Genomic DNA, 4170 nt, shown 5'->3' with positions numbered 1-4170 from the left:
CCTGCTGGTCGGCGCGCTGGCCGCCGGCGCGCTGGCCTTCCTGGTCACCGGCCTGCCGGTGGTCGGCCTGCTGGTCGCGGTGGCGGTGCCGGGCACCCCGTGGCTCTTCTCGGTCGGCAAGGCCGAACAGCGGGCAATCGCCCGGATCGAGGCCGTCGGCGAGTGGACCCGCCGGCTCAAGGACGTCTCCGCCACCGGCCAGGGCCTCCAGCAGGCGATCACCGGCACGGTCGCCACCGCGCCGGAGGAGATCCAGGAGGAGGTACGGCTGCTCGCCGCCCGCCTCCAGGCCGGCTGGCTGGCCCGGAGCGCGCTGCTGGCCTTCGCCGACGAGATCGGCGACCCGGTCTGCGACCAGGTGGTGGCCGCGCTGATCCTGCACCTGACCGACCGGGGCGAGCGCCTCGGCGACGTGCTCGGCTCGATCGCCGGGGCGGCGGCGGCCGAGGTCGCCACCCGACGGGAGATCGAGGCCAAGCGCACCCAACCCCGGTTCGCGGTCCGCTTCCTCACCGGCATGACCCTGGCCACGGTCGCGTACGGGCTGCTGAACACCGAGTACATCCGCCCGTACGGCACGCCCTTCGGGCAGCTCGTGATGGCGGTGCTCGGCACGGCCTTCATCGGCCTGCTGGCCTGGGTGCGCTCGATGAGCCAGCCGCAGCGCCCGGCCCGCTTCCTGCCCTCCCCCGACCCCCAGGAGATGGTCACGTGAGCGCGAGGTGTGCGGCGCAGCGCAGTCCCGCCGCCGCGAACGAAACGCGGGCACCCGTGAGCGCGAGGTGTGCGGCACGGCGCAGTCCCGCGGCCGCGAGCGAGAGGAGACTCCCGTGATCCTCAACTGGCAGCTCACCGTCGCGGTCTGCGCCGGGGCGGCGGTGGGGCTGGGCGTCTTCCTGGTGGTCCGCGAGCTGGTGCCGGCCACCCCGGCGCTCGGGCCCGCGCTGCGCCGGCTGCACCAGCCGCCGGGCAGTGGTCAGCTCGCCGGTCCCGCCGACCGGCGGCTGGAGTGGCTCACCGGGCTGTCCCGCTGGCTGCGGCCACCGCACCGGCAACTCGCCCTGATCGACCGCACCCCCGAGCAGTACGCCCTCTCGCTGCTGCTCTCCGCGCTGGTCGGGCTGGCCGCGCCGACCCTGCTCGGCGTGAGCCTCTTCGCCGTCGGCATCCGGCTGCCGGTGGTCGTGCCGGTGCTGGGCAGTCTGGGGTTCGCGGTGCTCAGCGCCCTGCTCGCGCACCGCTCGGTGCTGGCGAAGGCGGACGCCGCCCGGGACGAGTTCCGGCAGGCGGTCTGCACCTACCTGGACCTGGTGGCGTTGCAGCTCTCCGCCGCGCACGGGCCGGTGCAGTCGCTGGAGCGGGCGGCGGCGGTCTGCGACGGCTGGGTCTTCGACCGGATCTCCGAGTCGCTGCGGATCGCCCAGATGCAGATGCACTCCCCCTGGGACGAGCTGCGCGACCTGGCCGACCGGATCGGCATCCCGGAGCTGGGCGACGTCGGGGCGATCATGCGCTCCTCCGGCAGCGAGGGGGCGCAGGTGCACGAGACCCTGGGCAGCCGCGCCGACTCGCTGCGCGACCAGATCCGTACCGACAACCTGGCCCGCGCGGAGGGGGTGACCAGCCGGCTGGACATCCCGGGCGCGCTGCTCGTCTTCGTCCTGCTCGGCTTCGCCATGTACCCGTTCATCGCCCGTCTGTGACACCCACCCGAAGAAGGAGCACGTCATGTACCTGGTCACCTACCTGCACGTCGCGCTGACGACCCGCCTGGCGGAGCTGCGCCGCGACGGCGAGCGGGGCGACAGCCCGGTCCCCACCGCGGTGATCATCTTCGGTCTGGTCGCCGCCGCGCTCGCGGTCACCGTTTTGGTGAAGTCCCGGGCGGAGAACTGGATGACCGCCGTACCGACCGCCCCCTGATCCGTACCGTGCGTCGACACCTGACAGCGGGCCGTCGCCGGGCGGTGACCACCGCCCGGCGCCGCGCCGCGCCCGGAGCAGGGCGGGTCCACGCCGGGTGGACCGGCACCGTGTCCGGCGTGCGGCGGCGGCTGGTCGACGCCGGCACGGACCGGGGCGCCAACCCGGTGGAACTGGCGGTGGTGATGCCGCTGATCTTCGTGCTGCTCTTCGCGTCGATCCAGGTCGCGGCCTGGTTCGTCGCCCGTTCCACCGCGATGAACGCCGCCCAGAGCGCCGTCAACGCGCAGCGGTTGCACGAGGCGCCCGCCGGGGCCGGCGAGGCCCGGGCGACCCGTTTCCTCCGCGCGGCGGGCAGTTGGCTGGTCGGCTGGGACGACCCCGGCCCGAGCTGCGTGACCAGCCCGACGGAGGTGAGCTGCACGGTGCGCGGTCGCTCCCTCTCCGTCGTGCCCGGGGTCAGCTTCCCGGTGCGGCAGACCGCCCACGGGACGGTGGAGCGGTGGACCGCGCCGTGAGCCGTTCCGCCGAGCGGGGCTCGGTCTCGATCGAGGTGGCGGTCCTCGCCCCGGCCTTCATCGCGCTGATCGTGCTGGCCGGCGCGGCGGGGCGTACCGCCGTGGCGGCGGAGGCGATCGACGCCGCCGCCCACGACGCCGCCCGCGCCGCGTCGATCTCGAGGGACGCGGACACCGCGCGGTCGGAGGCCCGGGACGCGGCCCGCCAGCAGCTCGACTGGCGGGGGTTGAACTGCGCCGGCACCCCCGAAGTCGCCTTCAGCGGCTCGGTACGCGGCCGCGCCACCAGCTTCGACGCGGCGTTCCGCAGCCCGGTCGGGCAGGACGCCTCGGTCACCGTCCGGATCTCCTGCACGGTCTCCTGGCGGGACCTGCGGCTCACCGTCCTGCCGGGGATGCCCACCGGCAAGCGGGTGTCGGCGAGCTTCACCTCGCCCCTGGACCGGTACCGGAGCCGAGGATGACCGCCGCCCGGAGCGCCCGCCCGCCGGTGCGCCGCCCCGCGCGCCGGATCCGCCGGGGTCGGTTCGGCGGACGGGACGACGGCCGGGTCAGCATCTTCCTGGCGGTGGCCGCGGTCGGCATCCTCGCCGTCATCGGCCTCGCCTTCGACGGCGCGGGGCAGCTGCGCTCGTTGCAACGGGCCGACAACCTCGCCGCCGAGGCCGCCCGGGCCGGCGGCCAGGCCATCGACCGGGCCACCGCGATCGAGGGCGGGCCGAAGCGGATCAACCAGCCGCAGGCCCGGCGGGCCGTCGCCGACTACCTCGCCGCGGCCGGCGCCACCGGCCACACGGTCAGCTTCCCGGTCGTCGGCGGCGAAGACCTGGTCCAGGTACGGGTCACCGTCACCTACCGCAGGTCGATGCTCGGGCTCCTCGGCTTCGACGACACCGTCACCGTCTCCGGCGAGGCGACCGCGCGGGCGCTCACCGGGGCACCGTAGGAAGGAAGGAAGGCAGCCATGGCCGCATCGGGTCGGTCCGCCGCACGGCGGGCCGGACGGATCCTGACCGGGTTCGGCGCGCTCGTCGTGCTCTGCGCGCTGCTGGTCGGCGCGCCGGTGGCGCTGCTCGCGTTCGCCGGCAACCCGCTGCCCGACCACGTGCCCACCGTGGCGGAGGTCGGCACGACGCTGACCGGCCGCGACGACGGGCAGCTCTTCCTGCGGGCGCTGGCCCTGGCCGGCTGGTTCGGCTGGGCGACCTTCGGTCTCTCCGTGCTGGTGGAACTGGGCGCCCAGACGCTACGCCGGCCGGCGCCCCGGCTGCCCGGGATGAGCCGCCAGCAGAAGGCGGCGGCCGCGCTGGTCGGCTCGGTCGCGCTGATCGTCGCCGCCAGCCCGGCGGCGAGCGCCGCGGCGGCCGCCGCCACCGGGCCGTACGCCCTGCCGGTCGCGCCGATGACCGTGACGGTGCAGCACCCCCCGACAGCGCCGGCCGACGGCACGCCGCTCTACCGGGTGGCCCGGGGTGACCACCTGGGCGAGGTCGCCGAGCGCTACCTGGCGGAGTTCGCCGACTACCGGAAGCTGGCGCAGCTGAACCAGCTGGACGACCCGAACCGGATCCATCCGGGGCAGGTGTTGAAGCTGCCCGCGGCGGCCGAGGACCGGGGCGCCCGCCCGCACGCCACCGGCCGGCTCGTCGCGCGCCCGGCGAAGCCCGCCCCGGTCCCGCCGGCTCCCCGACCGGTGCCCGAGCGGGTGGCCCCCGACCAGGTGGCGCCG

7 protein-coding genes are annotated in these 4170 nt (G+C 75.7%); all 7 read left to right on the top strand.

The window, feature by feature from the left end; all coding sequences use genetic code 11:
- Positions 1–715: type II secretion system F family protein (locus NCC78_RS28515; RefSeq protein ID WP_250798384.1), on the top strand; the 715-nt coding region annotated here is incomplete at its 5' end.
- A gap of 118 nt (positions 716–833) precedes the next feature.
- A complete protein-coding gene (locus tag NCC78_RS28510; RefSeq protein WP_250798385.1) occupies positions 834–1703 on the top strand; it encodes a type II secretion system F family protein in 870 nt (289 codons plus the stop codon).
- Positions 1704–1728: 25 nt separating this feature from the next.
- Positions 1729–1923: a hypothetical protein gene (locus tag NCC78_RS28505; protein WP_250798381.1), complete on the top strand. Its 195-nt coding sequence runs from the start codon at positions 1729–1731 to the stop codon at positions 1921–1923.
- Positions 1924–2033: 110 nt separating this feature from the next.
- Positions 2034–2441: a TadE/TadG family type IV pilus assembly protein gene (locus tag NCC78_RS28500; protein WP_250798380.1), complete on the top strand. Its 408-nt coding sequence runs from the start codon at positions 2034–2036 to the stop codon at positions 2439–2441.
- Positions 2426–2905 carry a TadE/TadG family type IV pilus assembly protein gene (locus NCC78_RS28495; protein WP_250798379.1) on the top strand — a complete coding sequence of 160 codons (480 nt, stop codon included), beginning with the start codon at positions 2426–2428 and terminating at the stop codon, positions 2903–2905. The genes NCC78_RS28500 and NCC78_RS28495 overlap by 16 nt, the downstream gene beginning before the upstream one ends.
- Positions 2902–3387 (top strand): pilus assembly protein TadG-related protein, encoded by a 486-nt coding sequence (locus NCC78_RS28490; protein WP_250798376.1) that lies wholly within the window; start codon positions 2902–2904, stop codon positions 3385–3387. The genes NCC78_RS28495 and NCC78_RS28490 overlap by 4 nt, the downstream gene beginning before the upstream one ends.
- A gap of 18 nt (positions 3388–3405) precedes the next feature.
- The coding region (locus NCC78_RS28485) for a LysM peptidoglycan-binding domain-containing protein (RefSeq protein WP_250798374.1) at positions 3406–4170 on the top strand (765 nt) is incomplete at its 3' end.

This window comes from Micromonospora phytophila, from assembly GCF_023656545.1.
In the GTDB taxonomy this organism is placed as follows: domain Bacteria; phylum Actinomycetota; class Actinomycetes; order Mycobacteriales; family Micromonosporaceae; genus Micromonospora; species Micromonospora phytophila.
The sequence above is the reverse complement of the archived record's forward strand: the minus strand, read 5'-3'. Positions and strand labels throughout refer to the sequence as shown.

What these genes read in the sequence shown, in the direction of transcription:
- NCC78_RS28505 (WP_250798381.1), top strand. Translation starts at nt 1,729, where the DNA reads ATGTACCTGGTCACCTACCTGCACGTCGCGCTGACGACCCGCCTGGCG.
- NCC78_RS28490 (WP_250798376.1), top strand. Translation starts at nt 2,902, where the DNA reads ATGACCGCCGCCCGGAGCGCCCGCCCGCCGGTGCGCCGCCCCGCGCGC.